Origin of the sequence: Mycobacterium sp. BK086, from assembly GCA_004362315.1 — a bacterium.
Taxonomy (GTDB): domain Bacteria; phylum Actinomycetota; class Actinomycetes; order Mycobacteriales; family Mycobacteriaceae; genus Mycobacterium.
Genome location: SNWL01000009.1, coordinates 316,176 through 332,483 on the forward strand (window position 1 = coordinate 316,176; position 16,308 = coordinate 332,483).

A 16,308-nucleotide genomic window follows, 5' to 3' on the forward strand; every position below is an offset into this window, starting at 1 on the left:
TGCTTGTCAGGTTGTTGCGCTGCCCTCTCGCGGTCGCAGCAACGGCACCACCAAAACGATGACGATCAGCCAGCCCAGTGCGGCCATGGGGATCGCCCACATCCGCCGGATCGCGAGCGCGTGCTGGCAGCGGTCGGTCGCGCCGGCGAACGTCGCCTGAACCAGCTCGGCACTAAAACCGCTGCCGCACTTGACTTGTACGCCCCAGGAATCGAATTCGGACAGGTACACCGGCCAGCGCAGCGCAAGCAGTCCAACCGTCAGCAACGCCACCGCGACCACGCCCAGGACGATCTGGCGGGCAGTCACGTCATGCAGACATTGGCGAACAGCAGCACGGGCCACGACGCAATCGACCCGAGGAAGGACACGACGAGATCGGCGCCGTGCAACTGACTCAGATGCTCGGTGTGCGTGGACGACCACACCAGGCCGACCGCGAGATAGGGGATGCCGAGCAGCAGTCCGATACCGATCAATTCGGCGATCGTCAGCTTGTAGTTCAGGATCTGACGAACCTTCGTCAGCAACTCCATGTGATTTCCTCCCGCCCCGAGTCAGGCCAATCGTAGTCAGTACGGCTCCCTGCTACAGCAATTTGTGAGAACCTAGGTTCTCAGACTTGGGGAGGAGGGCTGATGGACGATCTGATGACCAGAATGCGCCGCGTGCTGAGCTACAAGGTGAGTCTCGAAACCTTGATCGAGATCGCGATGTGGCTGGCGATCCCGCATCTGCTCATCGGACTCACGTGGGCGTTTTTCCACGTCGAGGCGGTGCAGCAGCTCGAGGTGCAGCTCGACCGCATCCTGCCGGCCGGTGCCGAGGTGGGCGCCTACGTCTTGGCTGCCCTGCTGTGGCCGGTGCTGTTGCTCCTGCCGCCGCTGTGCATTGGCTAGACCCCGGCTAGTCGGCGCCCGGGTCCTCGCTGCCCGCTGCCACCAGCGTGCGATGCCCGTTCGACTCGGGCGCCGTGGTGCCTCCGGCGATTTCCATCGCCTTTTCCGTATACACGCGATAGCCGTAGTCCGGCCGGTAGCCGTGCACCTCAGGAGTGTCCAGGTCGCGGATGAAGGCCAAGATCTGCGGACTGAACAACTGCCCGGGCACCAGCACCGGGAAGCCCGGTGGGTAGGGCGTGACGAATGTCGCCGACACCACCTGTCGTCCCGCCGCCAGCCGCTCATCGATCTCGGCGTCGCTGAGGTATTCACAGTTGGTGTCGTTGTAGGACAGGTAGAACGCCGGCCGCACGTCACCTTCGGGGGTGTCACCGTCGCGGAACGCGGTATGGAATCCACTGAAGTCCGGCAGCGGAATCGATTGTCGCGTGAGGCGATGCACCCGCCGCTCGAATCGGCCGCGCTCGCCGAGACTCATCTCGGAGACGTGCTCCTCGAGCTCGCGGGCGATCTTCACCAACACCTCGACAAGGAACGCCACCGAACTGCGCGTGGTACCGATGTTGGTCATGAACAACACGGTGTTGCGTGAGGTCTTGTTGATCTGAACTCCGTGCCGGTCCATCAGCTGTTGGCGCTTGAACTGGTCGCCGTCGTAGCCAGTGTTGCCGATTGACAACGTGATTCGCGACGGGTCGAGCACGAACTCGTCGGCCTCCCACGCGGCCATCATGTTGCGCAGACCCGATCGCAATGGCTGGGCGATGCGCGAGGGCCGGTACGCCTCGGGGATCAGATCCGAGGTACGTAGGCACGAAACGTACTTGCGCAACAACGGATGATTGTCGATCGCGTCGCGCAGTTGCATCGCGTTCTCGAGCTGACGCTGAACGAGCTCGACCCCTTCGAGGGCCACCTGGCGCCGGCCCAGATCCAGCGATGCCAGGATCTGATAATTCGGCGACGTCGACGTGTGCGCCATGTACGCCTCGTGGAACGCCTCGGCGACCTTCTGCTCGAAGTCCTGGTCGAAAACGTGAATCATCGAGCCCTGGCGCAGTGCCGTCAGCGTCTTGTGGGTCGACTGGGTGGCGTACACCCGGACCCGCGCCCGGGCCGGATCCGGGATCAGCCGGGTGTTCAGCAGTTCCTCGTCGGACATGGCCGCGCGGTCGTCCAGCGTTGACTCGTAGTGTGCGATGTAGGACGGGTCCGCCAGCTTTTCGCGCAGTGCCTTTGCCGACGCCATCGCAGTGCGGGTGCGGTACACCGGGTGAAAGCGCGCGAATGCGAACCATGCCTCGTCCCAGAGGAATACGAGGTCAGGCTTGATGGCCAGGCATTCCTCCATGACCCGTGTGACGTCGTAGACGATCCCGTCGAACGTGCAGTTGGTCAGTGAGATCATCTTGACGCGATCGAGCTTGCCGGCGGCCTTGAGCGCCAGCAGCTTCGACTTGATCTCGTGCAGCGGCACCGCGCCGTACATCGAATACTGCTCCAGCGGATACGCCTCGAGATAGACGACGTGCGCGCCGGCCAGCATCATCCCGTAGTGGTGGGACTGGTGGCAGTTCCTGTCGAGCAGCACGATGTCGCCCGGGGCGACGAGCGCTTGGGTGACGACCTTGTTGGCTGTCGAGGTGCCGTTGGTGACGAAGTAGCTGTGGCGCGAACCGTAGGTTTCCGATGCCAGCGTCTGCGCATCCCGCAGCGGGCCGGTCGGGTCGAGCAGCGAGTCCAGCCCTCCGCACGTCGCCGACGTCTCGGCCATGAACACGTCCAGGCCGTAGAACCCGACCATGTCCTTGATCCAGTGCGACGTGACGATCGACTTGCCCTGCGAGATCGGCAGCGCGTGGAACACTCCGGTCGGCCGGTGACTGTATTGCTTGAGAGCGCTGAAGAACGGGGTGCGGTAGCGCGCAGCCACTCCGTGCAGGATCGACAGGTGTAGCTCGAGCATGCCTTCGCGGGCGTGGAACACCCGTCGGAAGTGCTGGCCCAGCCGCCCGGCGATGTCCTCGACCTCGATCTCGGTCATCAGATACAGGTCCAACTCGGGGCGAAGCTCGGCCAATGAGGTCGCCAGGATCTCGGCCCGGTCGTCGGGGGACTGGTGATCGGCGAGCTCGTCGGTCAGCTCGGTGTCGACGAACTCGGTCAGCATCGACAGGTCACGCGTCGACTGATGAGAGAACCGCCGCCGGATCACGACGGCCTGGAGGTTGACGTTGAGCCGGGCGGCGATCAGCGCCTCATCGCCGCTGCCCACCACCACCAGCTCGTAGACGAACTCGTCGTCGGGGCGCCGCCAGCTGCGGACCTCTTTGCGCAGCGCACGCTCTTGGGCGTCGGTCATCTTCTCCACGACCAGCACCTCGAAATACGGCTGATCGCGGTGCGTCGTCGGCTGGCTCTCCAGTTGACGCGGGTCGGTCGGGAACATGTCCTGGTCCTCGACGCCGGCGTTCTCGGCGTGCCCGGCCCGGTAGGACTCGGTGGTCAGCGCGCGGTTGATGCGCGTGACGACGGCCGCGAACTTGTCGTAGCTTCCGCCGGCGAACAGCCGCTGCACCCTGGCGAATTGCGGGGAGCCAGGAAACGCCCAGTACGGCTCCAGCGGAGTCAGATCGCTCAGCAGATCCCGGCAGATGCCGACGTATTTCTCTTTCAGCGCACCGGTCGTGGTCGTCCTGGTGAGCCGGTCGGCGGCCTCTTCGAGGCGACACCAGGCGTCCGCCCGCAGTTGTCCGACACTGTTGTACGCACGCGAGATGTCCGCCATGGAAGGCCCTTTCACGATTCTCGATGACAAGGGTTGCAGAGCCGGCGTGACGCGCGGGCCAACCGGAAGCCAACCGTGGCCGTCGATCGGCCGACGTCGGGGTTTCGACGGCCGCCAAGCCGTCTCACAATCGAGACCCGCCACTGGCGCGCGCCGACTAGCGTGGTTTCCGGGCTTGCCGGGGTGCGAACAGGAGGGGATGCGGTGTCGAGGAGGTGCGGTCGATGAGCGGAGCCGTCGATGCGAATGGTCTGCCGGACGAACTCGGCCCCCTCGACATGCTGTTGCATCGTGGCGAGGCCAATCCGCGAACCCGCTCGGGGATCATGGCGCTGGAGATCCTCGACAGCACGCCGGACTGGAACCGGTTCCGGTCGGCGTTCGAGAACGCCTCCCGCAAGGTGCTTCGGTTGCGCCAGCGCGTCGTCGTGCCGACTCTCCCGACGGCGGCTCCCCGCTGGGTCGTAGACCCCGACTTCAACCTCGACTTCCATGTCCGCCGTGTGCGGGTCCCGGAGCCCGGCACCCTGCGCGAGGTCCTCGACCTGGCCGAGGTGAGCCTGCAGTCCCCGCTCGACATCTCGCGACCGCTGTGGACGGCCACCCTTGTCGAAGGCCTGGAAGGCGGCAAGGCCGCGACCCTGCTGCACCTGAGTCACGCGGTCACCGACGGTGTCGGTGCGACCGCGATGTTCGCCGAGATCTACGACCTGGAGCGCGAACCCGCGCCGAGGCCGGCCCCGCCGATGCCGGTCCCGCAGGATCTGACACCCAACGACCTGATGCGCGAAGGGTTCAACCAGCTGCCCGGCGCCATCGTCAGCGGACTGTTCGGCGCCGTTTCGGGTGGACTGTCGGTGATCGGACGGGTGGTACGCAACCCGGGGACCGCGGTGTGGGACGCCGTCGACTATGCCCGCTCCGGGCGTCGGGTCATCGGCCGCGCGGCCGAGCCGTCACCGCTGCTGCGTCGCCGAAGCCTGTCGTCACGAAGTGAAGCCATCGAGATGCGGCTCACCGACCTGCGGTCGGCCGCGCACGCCGCGGGCGGCTCGATCAACGATGCCTACCTCGCCGGCTTGTGCGGGGCCCTGCGGCGCTATCACGAGGCGCTCGGTGTGCCGATCAACAGCTTGCCGATGGCAGTCCCGGTGAGCCTGCGCGCCGAAGCCGACCCGGCCGGCGGCAACCGATTCGCCGGGGTCAACCTTGCCGCGCCGATCGCGGTCGCCGACCCGGCGGTGCGGATCCAGAAGATTCGCAAGCAGATGACGTCCCGGCGCGAGGAGGCGGCCATCGACCTGATGGGCGCCGTCGCGCCGGTGGTCGGACTGTTGCCCGACGCGGTGCTCGAGGCGATGACCGGGTCGGTCATCGCCTCCGACGTGCAGGCCAGCAACGTGCCCGTCTACGCCGGCGACACCTACATCGCCGGGGCGAAAGTCTTGCGGCAGTATGGCATTGGACCGCTTCCCGGGGTGGCGATGATGGTGGTGCTGGTCTCCCGTGGCGGCTTCGCGACGGTGACCACGCGCTACGACCGTGCATCGATCACCGACGAAGACCTGTGGGCGAAGTCCTTGCGTGAGGGCTTCGACGAGGTGCTGGCACTGGCCGGCGATCCGCCGCCGCGCGTGGTGCCCTCGTCGTTCCCCGACAAGGCCGACAGCTCCGCCCAACCCTCCACGAACGGATCGGTGTCCTTCTGATGAGCGACAAGGAGATGCGGCTGCCCGGTTCGGTTGCCGAGGTGATGGCCAGCCCGGAGGGGCCGAAGATCGGAGCGTTCTTCGATCTCGACGGCACTCTGGTGGCCGGATTCACCGCCGTCATCCTCACCCAGGAACGCTTCCGCAGCCGCGATATGGGCATCGGCGAGCTGATCACGATGATCGCCGCCGGGCTCAACCATCAGCTCGGCCGGCTGGAGTTCGAAGAGCTGATCACCAAGGCGTCCCAAGCACTGCGCGGGCGGGCACTGAGCGATTTGCACGAGATCGGCGATCGGATGTTCGTGCAGAAGATCGAGAAGCGGATCTATCCCGAGATGCGCGAGCTGGTGCACGCGCATATGGAACGCGGCCACACGGTGGTGCTCAGTTCCTCGGCGCTGACCCTTCAGGTCGAACCGGTGGCCAACTTCCTCGGCATCGAGAACACCCTGACCAACCGCTTCGAGGTCGATGAGAACGACGTGCTGACCGGTGAGGTGGTTCGGCCCATCCTGTGGGGGCCGGGTAAGGCCAACGCCGTGCAGAAGTTCGCCGCCGACAACGACATTGACCTCAAGCAGTCGTATTTCTACGCCGACGGTGACGAGGACGTCGCGCTGATGTATCTGGTCGGCAATCCGCGCCCGACCAATCCCGAGGGCAAGATGGCCGCGGTGGCTCGGCGCCGCGGCTGGCCGATCCTGCAATTCCACAGCCGCGGCGGCGGCGGGGTGATGGGTCAGATTCGTACCCTGCTCGGTGTCGGCACTCTGGTACCGGCCGCGACCGGCGCGATCTGGTGGGGCGCACTCACCCGCAGTCGGCGCCGCGGCCTGAACTTCTTCACCACCGCGTTCCCCAACATGCTGCTGGCCGTAAACGGTGTGCGGCTCAACGTCCTTGGCCAGGAGAACCTCAAGAAGCAACGCCCGGCGGTGTTCATCTTCAACCACCGCAACAACGTCGACCCCCTCATCGTGGCATCGCTGCTCCGCGACAACTGGACCGGTGTCGGCAAGAAAGAACTGAAGGACGACCCTGTTGTCGGCACGCTGGGCAAGCTGACCGACACAGTGTTCATCGACCGCGACGACCCCAAGGCCGCTCTCGAAACCATGCACGAGGTCGAGGAATTGGTGACCAAGGGCCTGTCGATCATGATCGCGCCCGAAGGCACTCGGCTGGACACCCGCACCGTCGGACCGTTCAAGAAGGGGCCGTTCCGGTTGGCGATGGCGGCCGGTGTGCCGTTGGTGCCCATCGTCGTTCGCAATGCGGAGGTGATCGCCTCCCGTGATTCGTCGACGATGAATCCGGGGGAGGTGGATGTCGTTGTCTATCCACCGCTTTCGGTCGAGGACTGGACGCTCGACGACCTGCCGCAACGCATCGAGGAGGTCCGTCAGCTCTATCTGGACACGTTGAAGGACTGGCCAAACGGCGAAGTGCCGACGCACGAGATCTACAAGAAGGCGCCCGCGAAGAAGGCCGCCGTCAAGAAGGCACCCGCGAAGAAGACCGCAGCGAAGAAAGCACCCGCGAAGAAAGCCGCCGCAAAAGCGCCGAATGCCAAGGGCCGCAAATGACCCGATCCGACCACCTGGCCGACTTCAGCACCACCGACGACGCCCTGGTGCTGGCGTCGGTGTCCTCCAAGGCCGAGTTCGAGCTGCTCAACGACTGGCTGCACGCCCAGCGTCGCGCCCACCCTGACACCAGGGTCGAAGTACTGCGCCTGCCCGCCGGCGACCCGCCGCCCGGGGTGGTGGCTCAGCTCGTCGAAGAACTCGCCGGCGGCGAGGATCGTCTTGTCGTCCCCGTGCGCGTCTTCTGGGTCCCCGGCGGCCTGCCCACCCGGGTCAAAATCGTCGGCCTGCTGTCCGGGCGCGACACCTACCGTCCGCCGGAACTGTTGCAGCGCAGCATCCTTCGCAAGGATCCATCCCGCGCCCGCATCGTAGCCGGTGAACCGGCGAAGGTGTCCGAACTGCGCCAGCAGTGGCAGGAGAACACCGTCGGCGACAGCCCGCGCGACTTCGCGCGCTTCGTTCTGCGCCGCGCGGCGTTGGCGGTCGAGCGGATGGAACTGCGGCTGCTCGGCCCGGAATACAAGTCACCGCGACTGATCACCGACGAGCTGATGGCGTCCACCCGGTTCATGGAGGGCCTCGAGCAGATCCCCGGAGCCGATCCGGCCAAGGCCGAAGAGATGCTCAACGAGCTGGCCACCGGGTGGAGCAGGTTCTCGGTCGACCTGATCCCCAACCTCGGGCGCGCCATTTTCAGCCGTGGCTTCGATTCCCGAATCGACTACGACACCATGGAAATCGAAGCCATGCGTCGCGGCCTGGAAGACCACCCCGCGGTTCTGCTGTGGTCGCACCGGTCCTACCTCGACGGTGTCATCGTCCCGGTGGCGATGCAGGAGAACAAGCTGCCCCCGGCGCACACCTTCGCCGGGATCAACCTGTCCTTCGGGTTCATGGGCCCGCTGATGCGCCGCTCGGGCGTCATCTTCTTACGCCGCAAGCTCGACGATCCGCTGTACAAGTACGTGCTGCGCCAGTTCGTCGGGTTCATCGTGCAAAAGCGCTTCAACCTCAGCTGGTCGATCGAGGGCACCCGGTCGCGAACCGGAAAGATGTTGCCGCCCAAGCTCGGTCTGCTGGCCTATGTCGCCGACGCCTACCTGGACGGCCGCAGCGAGGACATCCTGCTGCAGCCGGTCTCGATCAGCTTCGATCAACTGCACGAGACCACCGAGTACGCCAACTACGCCCGCGGCGGGGAGAAGACGCCGGAAAGCGCGGAGTGGCTGTTCAACTTCATCAAGGCGCAGGGGGAGCGCAACTACGGCAAGATCTACGTCCGCTTCCCCGAGGCGGTCTCGATGCGCCAGTACCTGGGCGAGCCGGGCGGCGAGGTCGCCTCGGACGAGGCCGCCAAACGGCTGGCCATGCAGAAGATGGCGTTTGAGGTGGCCTGGCGGATCCTGCGGGTGACGCCGATCAATGCGACCGCGTTGTTGTCGGCGCTGCTTCTCACCACCCGCGGCCGTGCGCTGACGCTGAGCCAGCTGCACCACACGTTGCAGGATTCGCTGGATTACCTTGAGCGTAAACAGAATCCGGTGACCAACAGCGCCTTACGGCTCAGGACCCCCGAAGGGGTTCGGGCAGCGGTCGACGGGCTGTCGAACGGTCATCCGGTGACCCGGGTGGACGGCGGCCACGAACCGGTGTGGCGCATCGCTCCCGAGCAGGAGCACGAGGCAGCCTTCTACCGCAACACGCTCATCCACGCATTCCTGGAAACGGCGATCGCCGAATTGGCGCTGGCCCATGCCGGCCGGGCGCCCGACGGTGACCGGGTGGCGGTGTTCTGGGACCAAGCGATGCGGTTGCGCGACCTGCTGAAGTTCGACTTCTATTTCGCCGATTCCGCGGCCTTCCGCGAGCATCTCGCCGAAGAGATGTCGTGGCAAGAGGATTGGGAGATCCACGTCGCCGCCGGCGGTGACGCGGTCGACGACCTGTTGCGTCGCAAGCAGCCGCTGATGTCGCACGCCATGCTGCGCCCGTTCATTGAGGCCTACGAGATCGTCGCTGACGTGCTGTGCGACGCGCCGACCGACATCGAGGAAAAGGAACTGACCAAGCTGGCGCTGGGCGTGGGCGCCCAGTACGCGGCGCAGGGCCGGATCCGCAGCAACGAGTCGGTGTCGGCGTTGTTGTTCGCAACCGCGCGGCAGGTGGCCGTCGACCAGCATCTGCTGGAGGCCGCTCCCGACCTGAAGCAGCGCCGCAAGGATTTCCTGCACGAACTGCGCAGCATCCTGGCCGATATGGATCGCATCGGCGCGCTGTCGTCGGAGCAGTTCTATGCCCGCGAGCTGAAACTCCGTGAGCTCGACGCACCGTAGCGATGCGATGAGCCACTGCCCTGTCCTCGCTCGTTAATCTGTGCGTGGGAAGTTTTGTGGGAGTGGGGTGTTGTGGAGAGGCTTGTTCAGGCGCTGGCCGCGTCGATGGACCCCGTGTCATTGATGGGTCGCATAGCTGAGCAGGCGTGTGCGTTCATGCCCAAGGCTGAGGGAGCAGCCATCACGCTCCTACGGGCTTCCGATGACTCGTACGTCACCGTGTCCGCCCACGGTGTGATTGCCGACACGACGGGCTTCGTCGTACCCAATCAGAGCAGCTTCCAAGGCCTTGCGGCCCGGGAGAGACGCCCGAAGCTGTTGCACGACGGGCGGGTAGACGGGCGACTCTCGCCTCGGGTTCGCGCGATCAACAGGGAGTGGGGCACTCGGTCGTGGGCGGTAATTCCCCTGATGCACAACGACATCGTGATCGGCTCGCTGTTGTTGGCCGCCACCGCCCCAGGTGTCTTCGACGACGCGGATAGTGACGCGATGGTGGCGATCAGTGAATTCGTGTCGGCCTTGATCAGCTCTCAGTCGCAACTCTCGACGCTGCTGACCAACGTGATGACCGATGGCGACGAGCGTGGACGACGCGCACTCACGGCGCGATTCGTCGCCTCGGTGATGGTGCCGGGAGCCGCGGAGGTCGAGCGACTGCAAGCCGGGTTGGACGCCTTGCTCGCGGAGCGAGAAGCACTCGTCGCGGTGTTCCAGCCCATCGTCCATCTGGCGAGCGGGACCGCAATTGCCTACGAAGGGTTGACGCGCTTTCCCGCATCTTTCGAGTTGACTCCAGCGCAGTGGTTCAGCGCCGCTCGCCGAGTTGGCCAGGGAGTTGTCCTGGAACACGCCGCACTCCGCACCGTCCTGGCCGCCGCTCGTAGCATTCCCAGCGATTGTCCGGTCGCGGTGAACCTGAGCCCGAGCGCCGTTCTGGAGCCGACGATCCAGGATGTCTTGGCGGTGCAGGACCGAGCGCTCATCATCGAAGTTACCGAGCACGAACCGTTTCCCGACGAGCTGGCTGTGGGTCTGAAGTCATTGCGCGAGCGAGGAATACAGGTGGCAGTTGACGATGCGGGCGCTGGATATGCCAGCTTCGCCCAACTGCTGCGGCTGCGTCCAGACCTCATCAAGATCGATGGCGAGTTGATCGCCGGCATCGACCACGATCCGGTGAAACGCGCGCTGGCAACCGCGCTCACGTCACTGGCGTCGGAGCTTCCCGCGAAACTGGTGGCCGAATCGGTGGAGACAGCCAGCCAGCTCAACACGCTGGTCCAACTCGGAATCGAATACGGCCAGGGCTTTCATCTGGGACGACCTCAGCCAGCACCTACGCTGAGGCCATGACCGCGCCCACCGACCGCCGCACCGCCGCATGGCCGGTGCTCTGGCTGGTGGCGCTGCTCGCCGGGATCACCGCCGCCGGCATCGGCGCGCTGTCGCTGGCCGACGCGCTCACCGCGACCGGGTTGCCCGACCCCGGCCCCGTCACCACCCTGGGCCTGCCGTCCGTACGGGCGGCAGGCGAGATCGCTGCGGTCGTGGCGGTCGGCTCGTTCCTGTTCGCGACGTTCTTCACCCCGCCGCAGGACAACGGGGTGCTCGACGCCGACGGTTATCGGGCGCTGCGCATGGGTGTCGCCGCGTCCGGGGTGTGGGCGGTGTGCGCCGTGCTGCTGATCCCGCTGACCGTCTCCGATGTCTCCGGCCAACCGCTGCGCGACCATCTCAACCCCGTCGAGCTGTGGTCGGTGGCCAGCCTGGTCGACACCGCCGGTGCGTGGCGGTGGACGGCGTTCCTGGCGTTGGTCGTCGCGGCCGCGGGCCGGGCAGTGCTGCGCTGGTCGTGGACGCCGTTCCTGCTGGCCGGCTCGCTGATCGCGCTGGTGCCGCTGGGCCTGACCGGCCATTCGTCGGCGGGCGGGGCACACGACATCGCCACCAACAGCCTGCTGATTCACCTGCTGGCCGGTGCGCTGTGGGCGGGCGGTCTGCTCGCGCTGCTGGCCCATGCTCTGCGCGGTGGTGAGCATGCCGGCCTGGCGGCGCGACGCTTCTCGGCGGTCGCGTTCTGGTGCTTCACCGCCATGGCACTGTCCGGGGTCGTCAACGCCTTCGTCCGGATGCGGGTGTCTGACCTGTTCGCCAGCGAGTACGGCTGGCTGGTGGTGGCCAAGATCGTGGCGCTGTGCACACTGGGCTTCATCGGATGGCGTCAACGGCGCGGCCCGGTGGCCGAGTTGCAGGCTGCCCCGCAGGCGCGCGGCCTGCTGATCCGGCTGGCCTTCATCGAAGCATTGGTGTTCGGCCTGACCTTCGGTATCGCCGTCGGCTTGGGTCGCACCCCGCCGCCCCCGCCGCTGTCGGCCAACCCGAGTCCGGCCGAAGTGGCGATCGGCTACGACTTCGCCGGCCCGCCGACGGTCGCGCGGATCCTGCTGGACTGGCGGTTCGACCTGGCGTTCGGCACGGCGGCCCTCGTGTTCGCCGGAACCTATCTGGCCGGCGTGATCCGGTTGCGTCGTCGCGGCGACGCGTGGCCGATGGGTCGCACGCTCGCCTGGCTGCTGGGCTGCGCGGTGCTGCTGTTCACCACATCGTCAGGTCTGGGCCGATACATGCCCGCGATGTTCAGCATGCACATGGCAGCGCACATGCTGCTCTCGATGCTGGTGCCGGTCCTGCTGGTGCTGGGGGCACCGGTCACTCTGGCGCTGCGAGCGTTGCCGGCGGCGGGCAAGGGCAATCCGCCCGGACCTCGGGAGTGGCTGCTCGACGCCCTGCACAGTAAGTGGTCGCGGTTCTTCACCCACCCGGTCGTGGCGACGGTCGTGTTCGTCGCCGGGTTCTATGGCCTGTACTTCGGCGGCATCTTCGACGCCGCGGTCAGCAATCACGGCGCGCATGTGCTGATGAACCTGCATTTCCTGATGAGCGGCTACCTGTTCTATTGGGTGGTCATCGGCGTCGACCCCACACCGCGGCCGTTGCCGCCGGTAGCCAAGATCGGCATGGTGTTCGCCTCGCTGCCGCTGCACGCGTTCTTCGGTGTCGTGATGATGGGGATGGACGACGTGCTGGGGGAGGGCTTCTACCGATCGCTGCACCTGAGCTGGCACACCGACCTGATCGGCGATCAGCATCTGGGCGGCGGAATCGCCTGGGCGGCAGGCGAAATCCCGCTGGTGGTGGTGATGATCGCGCTGCTGGTCCAGTGGAGCCGCAGCGACCGGCGCACCGCCAAACGGATCGACCGCGCCGCCGATCGCGACGACGACGCCGACCTGGCCGCCTACAACAGGATGCTGGCCCACCTGGCCCGCCGCGAACGCGACGCCAATCACTGACGGCGGGGGCAGCCTTGATCAATCGATCAAAATGCTACTGTGCCCTATGCCCATCGAGGCGCGAAAACGGCGGTCACGCGGCGAAGTTCCGCGGCGGGCGCCCGCGAACACCAACGCCGACGACGGCGGGACCCGACAGCGACTCGTCGAGGCGACGGCGCAGATCATGCACGACGACGGGTACGCCGCAGCGACGTCACGACGGGTAGCAGCGAAGGCTGGAGTGAAACAGGCGCTGGTCTATTACTACTTCCCGACGATGGACGACCTCTTTCTTGCCGTGATGCGTTCCGGCGCCGAGGCCGCGCTGGAACAGCTGCGCCACGTGCTGACCGAGGAAGATCCGTTGCGCGCACTCTGGCGAATCAACGGTGACACCCGGCAGACGGTCATGAGCACTGAGCTCATGGCGCTTGCCAACCACCGCAAAGCAATTGGCGCCGAGCTGCGGAACTACGCCGAGCGAGTACGTGACATTGAGACCGCGGCGGTCACGATGTCCTTGCGGTCGTACGGGGTCGATCTCGACGCCTATCCACCCGTCGTGATCTCGATGCTGGTGGCGCAAATCGCCAGGAGCGTCAGCAACGAGAGCGTGGTCGGGTTGACCCAGGGGCATGACGAACTGCGGCACTTTGTCGAGACTCAGTTCGCGATACTGTCCCGCGGCGGGGGTAAGCCAACCTAGCGCCTTCGCCCTGATTTGATCGGGTGACCGACCCGCGACTCTTCCGTCTTCGGGCCTGGGTTCGACCAGTTCGTGAGGCCGTCGGCGCGGTGTGAATGCCGAGACCGTCCACTCCGGTTGTCAACCAGCGCGCCGGCGTCGCGGCCGGAGGGTCCAACGCGGGGTGTCCTAATCTGCTTCTGTCACAACAATTCCTGTGGCGTAAGTACCTGTGAAGTCGCTGTGAAATCAGCGCAGTCGCGCCTCCCCGCATCGACCCACTCGGCCGATGCGGGAATTCTCGCCGATTGCTTGACAGCTCCTGATTCGCCCTGTTATGAAGTTCATCACATCTCAAATTTGATCGATCGATCAACACATTCTCATTGCCGGAGGCACGCCATGTCGGATGTCCGTAAGCCCGCCAACCCGCTGTTCGTCTCGGCGGAGCCCGCACGATCTCGGGAGACCGCGCGCACCGCCGTCAAGTTCGGCGGGTATGGCGGTATGGCGGTCGCCGTCTGGCTGTTCACGGCTCTGGCGGCGGGGCATGGGGTGGCATCGGCTGACGTCGGCAACGCGTCGTCGGGCGCTGGATCGTCGTCGCCTGCCTCATCCGCCGGCTCGGCCTCCGGGGCGGAGTCGGGATCGGCGAGCGCCAAGCGGCGGTCGACTGGTTCGGCTAAACCTCGTGCGGCGCAGCCTACGACGAACTCGCATGCCGTCTCGACTGGTCGCACCTCGGGTGCAAGCCGCGCTGCCGCCGCAAAGGTGCCCTCCACACTCCTCGCGGACCTCCCGTCGCCGACAGCGGTCGTCACATCCGGCGCAACGGTGACGGAGGTGAGCCCGCCCGTCGCTTCGTCGACGGTCGTGGGTAGTGCTCACTCGGCTCTGGTCAGATCGCCGGCGGCCACGGTCACGTCAGCGGTGACGACCACCGCTCAAACACCGGCATCGACCCCGATCGGCTTCCTCAACCACGTCGTCACGACCCTGCTCAACCCGTTCCTGAACCCGCCGCCCAACACCCCGGGGCCTGTCGTTCCGATGGTGTGGAGCCTGCTGGGGTGGGTGCGCCGCGATGTGTTCAACCAGGCCCCGACGATCGGTGACCCCACCACCACGGTGCAGACCGGGCAAACCGTCACCGGCAACATCGGCGCCACCGACATCGAAGGCGACGCGCTGAAATACACGGTCACCCAGGGGCCGAAGTACGGAACCCTGACGATCGACCAGGCGACCGGCAACTATACGTATACGCCTGACGACATCAATTACGATGCTGCCCAGACTGATTCGTTCACGGTCTCGGTGTCCGACGGGAAGTTCAATCTTCTGACACCGCTGAGCTCGCACAGCGCGCAGGCCACTGAGGGCCTGACCGTCCTCAATCCCACTGTGCAGCGGGCGATCCTGAACTTGCCTGCGGGTGTGACAAAGCCCGTCAATCCGCGGTACTCGGAGGATGGGCAGTCCATCTACTTCGCGGGCACCCCGGCCGCGGGAGGCCGCCAGGAGATCTATCAGATCAACATCGACGGCTCGAACGCCAAGTGCCTCACCTGCGGACTGGCGCCAAGTGTGACCGCGAACCTGGGCAAACCGGTTCCGTTCACCGACGGGTCCGGACGGGTGATCGTGCTCGTCGACAGCGGCGCCCAGTCGGGGCCGACGTATTCCGTTCTGCAACAGGATGTCAACGGAACGCAGCTGGTTCCCATCACCACACCGGCGGGAGCGCCGGGCGTCATCTCGATCAATGCGCAGCGTGAGATGCGAATCTCCCCGGACGGACAGCACGTTTTGTTCAGCCGGATCATGCTCAACGGTGCGACCGGCGTCTTGCAGATCGTTCCGGTCGTGGGCGACCTGACCTACAACGACTCCACCAATGAATACGACGTCACCAATGCGCGTGTCGTGTATCCCACCGGGGAGGGCAAGCAGTGGACACCGGACGGCAAGGGCGTGGTCATTCTCGGCGGGTCTTACGAGCAGGGCAACGCCGATGACATCGAAATCGACTTGGCCACAGGCACTGTCACCCGGGTGACGGCGAGTCTCGACTATGACGAGGACATGGATTACTCGCCCAACGAGCAGTGGATCGCGATCGGAAGCACGCGCGGATACGGCGCACTGACTCCGATGACGAGGATCGTGCGCGAAAGTCTGTTGCCCGTCTATGTGGCCGCGCCGGTGTACGGGTATTACGCGACGCCGGTCAATGTGTCGAACCAGGAGTGGGCGGTCGCAGTCGGCGATGAACTCAACCGCGAGAACGGGATTCCGCTGTTCGAGACCGGTGATGGCTGGGCCGCGCGAAGCATGCCGAGTTGGAACCCCACCGGCGACGCGGTCACCTTCTGGGAGTCGAGCGTGTCTGACCCGACCCAGTCGAGGTTGGTCATCGCGAACCTGAAGTACACCACCAGCGTTGGACCGGTGGCGGCGGACCGGACCACCCCGGATTCGTCGGCGTGGGCTCCAGATCTGACCACCTACCATCCGACCACCACACCGCTGCCGCCGGTTGGGACCTACAGCGGAGCGAAGGGGGGAACCGCGGTGGTCACCGAAGCGCCCGACCCCAACAACGCGGCGCTGACGATCCGGACGGTCACGTATACCGACTACGTCAATGAGGACGGGATGATCCTGAACGGCACCGAGTCAGCCGACTATCTGCCGAACCAGTCGAACGTCCACTATCTGGCCGACGTCACGGTGACCGGCACTCACACCGGCTACCTGCACGCCGACGCCACGATCAACGCCTTCCAACAGACGCTGACCGGCTACATCACGTCCAACGTCGACGGTGACATCGAAAGCCTGCCGGATCCGACCAAGGCGACAGAGGCTCAGCAGAACGCCTAGCTTCCGTCCCCAGTCCGGCGTCCATCCACAGCTCACGTCGCCGTTGGCGCAACGGCGACGTGAGCCGTCGGGGTC

10 protein-coding genes and 2 pseudogenes are annotated in these 16,308 nt (G+C 65.8%); 9 read left to right on the plus strand and 3 right to left on the minus strand.

All coding sequences use genetic code 11. The annotated features are described in order from the left end of the window. Positions 1-6: 6 nt before the first annotated feature. Positions 7-309: a hypothetical protein gene (locus EV580_RS30775; RefSeq protein WP_133696476.1), complete on the minus strand. Its 303-nt coding sequence runs from the start codon at positions 307-309 to the stop codon at positions 7-9. Next, complete coding sequence (locus tag EV580_RS30780; RefSeq protein WP_370581593.1) at positions 306-536, minus strand: hypothetical protein; 231 nt, start codon at positions 534-536, stop codon at positions 306-308. Before EV580_RS30780 ends, EV580_RS30775 begins: the two co-directional genes overlap by 4 nt. 102 nt (positions 537-638) lie before the next feature. Here EV580_RS30780 and EV580_RS30785 point away from each other — a divergent pair, with 102 nt between their 5' ends. After that, positions 639-899, plus strand: coding sequence for a hypothetical protein (locus tag EV580_RS30785; protein WP_133696478.1), 261 nt, complete (start codon positions 639-641; stop codon positions 897-899). A 7-nt stretch (positions 900-906) separates the two neighbouring features. Here the strand turns inward: EV580_RS30785 and EV580_RS30790 are convergent, their stop codons facing one another. Next, complete coding sequence (locus EV580_RS30790) at positions 907-3,690, minus strand: aminotransferase class I/II-fold pyridoxal phosphate-dependent enzyme (protein ID WP_133696480.1); 2,784 nt, start codon at positions 3,688-3,690, stop codon at positions 907-909. A 224-nt stretch (positions 3,691-3,914) separates the two neighbouring features. Between EV580_RS30790 and EV580_RS30795 the strand changes: the two genes are divergently transcribed. The 8 genes and pseudogenes from EV580_RS30795 (at position 3,915) to EV580_RS30825 (ending at position 16,233) form a co-directional block, all read left to right on the plus strand. Then, positions 3,915-5,399, plus strand: a complete 1,485-nt coding sequence (locus tag EV580_RS30795) for a wax ester/triacylglycerol synthase family O-acyltransferase (protein WP_133696481.1) — start codon at positions 3,915-3,917, stop codon at positions 5,397-5,399. Positions 5,400-5,443: 44 nt separating this feature from the next. Further along, positions 5,444-6,610 (plus strand): annotated as a pseudogene (locus EV580_RS30800) (HAD-IB family hydrolase/lysophospholipid acyltransferase family protein); the annotation flags it as partial. A 204-nt stretch (positions 6,611-6,814) separates the two neighbouring features. Beyond that, positions 6,815-6,961, plus strand: a pseudogene (locus tag EV580_RS34690) (hypothetical protein); the annotation flags it as partial. 23 nt (positions 6,962-6,984) lie between these two features. Next, positions 6,985-9,324: a glycerol-3-phosphate 1-O-acyltransferase gene (locus EV580_RS30805; RefSeq protein ID WP_133696485.1), complete on the plus strand. Its 2,340-nt coding sequence runs from the start codon at positions 6,985-6,987 to the stop codon at positions 9,322-9,324. Between the two features lie 72 nt (positions 9,325-9,396). Next, positions 9,397-10,680: a sensor domain-containing phosphodiesterase gene (locus tag EV580_RS30810; RefSeq protein ID WP_133696487.1), complete on the plus strand. Its 1,284-nt coding sequence runs from the start codon at positions 9,397-9,399 to the stop codon at positions 10,678-10,680. After that, positions 10,677-12,680, plus strand: coding sequence for a bifunctional copper resistance protein CopD/cytochrome c oxidase assembly protein (locus EV580_RS30815; protein WP_133696488.1), 2,004 nt, complete (start codon positions 10,677-10,679; stop codon positions 12,678-12,680). The genes EV580_RS30810 and EV580_RS30815 overlap by 4 nt, the downstream gene beginning before the upstream one ends. Positions 12,681-12,726: 46 nt before the next feature. After that, a complete protein-coding gene (locus EV580_RS30820; protein ID WP_133696490.1) occupies positions 12,727-13,368 on the plus strand; it encodes a TetR/AcrR family transcriptional regulator in 642 nt (213 codons plus the stop codon). Between the two features lie 381 nt (positions 13,369-13,749). Beyond that, entirely contained in the window at positions 13,750-16,233 is a 2,484-nt protein-coding gene (locus EV580_RS30825; RefSeq protein ID WP_255496962.1) for a cadherin-like domain-containing protein, read from the plus strand. Positions 16,234-16,308 lie beyond the last annotated feature (75 nt).

Excerpts from the sequence above, each read along its gene's own strand:
- EV580_RS30805 (WP_133696485.1), top strand. The coding sequence starts at position 6,985 with ATGACCCGATCCGACCACCTGGCCGACTTCAGCACCACCGACGACGCC.
- EV580_RS30825 (WP_255496962.1), top strand. The coding sequence starts at position 13,750 with ATGTCGGATGTCCGTAAGCCCGCCAACCCGCTGTTCGTCTCGGCGGAG.
- EV580_RS30815 (WP_133696488.1), top strand. The coding sequence starts at position 10,677 with ATGACCGCGCCCACCGACCGCCGCACCGCCGCATGGCCGGTGCTCTGG.
- EV580_RS30820 (WP_133696490.1), top strand. The coding sequence starts at position 12,727 with ATGCCCATCGAGGCGCGAAAACGGCGGTCACGCGGCGAAGTTCCGCGG.
- EV580_RS30780 (WP_370581593.1), bottom strand. The coding sequence starts at position 536 with ATGGAGTTGCTGACGAAGGTTCGTCAGATCCTGAACTACAAGCTGACG.
- EV580_RS30785 (WP_133696478.1), top strand. The coding sequence starts at position 639 with ATGGACGATCTGATGACCAGAATGCGCCGCGTGCTGAGCTACAAGGTG.
- EV580_RS30790 (WP_133696480.1), bottom strand. The coding sequence starts at position 3,690 with ATGGCGGACATCTCGCGTGCGTACAACAGTGTCGGACAACTGCGGGCG.
- EV580_RS30795 (WP_133696481.1), top strand. The coding sequence starts at position 3,915 with ATGAGCGGAGCCGTCGATGCGAATGGTCTGCCGGACGAACTCGGCCCC.